Genomic DNA, 886 nt, shown 5'->3' with positions numbered 1-886 from the left:
ATCAGTCAATTCTTAAACCGCCCAAATCATACATTTTTAAACCGCCATAAAACAGCAATTTAAAACCGCCCTTGACAAACGGTTTAACCACACGGTTGTAATGGCACTTGGGCGGGTATTCGGTCCGCAAGCTTCAACAAACTCATCGAGAAAAATCTCACCGTTGTGATAGGTGTTATATCGGACCTGTTTTTCGTAGTCATCCAGAAACCTGGTTTCCAGTTCTTGCATGGTGATTTTACGAACAGCACGCCCTTCTTCTGCGAGGGCCTTCTGAATCTTCTCCTCCAGCTCCCTGGTGGCTGTTTTAACCACTTGTGGGGTCTTCTTCCCGTAGGTGACTGAAACACGGCGATAACGGCCCGTGAGTGAAGATTTGTATCGCTCAATAAAGCAATACCGAACCTTACCATGTATGGAACGCTGTTCGATCCACATAGTTATCCCTCCATTATTTTGCTATAATGAAAGAGTTAAAAATATTGCTGGATACACTATTTTTAACTCTTGGTTGGCTCTTGTTGCAGCAAGAACTAACAGTATTTAAGCCTGTCTCCTATTGCAGTAGGGGATGGGCCTTTTTTGTTTACCAGCTTTTTACGTCATCAGGGTTTGGACAATGATTATTTGGGCTTTAATACGAATGTACGTTCTTAAAGTCTTCCTTTAACCTAGTCGATTTCGACAGGGTTAAATTAGAGTAAAATTTGATTAAAAAAAGGCGCCGTGGTTATTCTATTATTTCTTTGAAAGCATTGTTTTATAAAATTTTATATTCAGATCGTCCTAACAGATATTTGGTGGATTATAGAATGAAGTTAGCCACCCAGTTGGTGGTAAATAAAAAACGCCATTCGGCGTGACATCAGGTATCATATTAAGTGAA

At 40.3% G+C, this 886-nt stretch carries 1 protein-coding gene; it reads right to left on the bottom strand.

All coding sequences use genetic code 11. The features are described 5' to 3' along the window. Positions 1 to 36: 36 nt before the first annotated feature. Positions 37 to 438 (bottom strand): hypothetical protein, encoded by a 402-nt coding sequence (locus QOS10_RS09415; RefSeq protein ID WP_283595198.1) that lies wholly within the window; start codon positions 436 to 438, stop codon positions 37 to 39. Positions 439 to 886: the final 448 nt, after the last annotated feature.

It is taken from the genome of Limosilactobacillus galli (assembly GCF_947381495.1).
GTDB classification, from domain to species: domain Bacteria; phylum Bacillota; class Bacilli; order Lactobacillales; family Lactobacillaceae; genus Limosilactobacillus; species Limosilactobacillus galli.
Note: the sequence above shows the minus strand (reverse complement) of the source record. Positions and strands in the feature narration are given on the sequence as shown.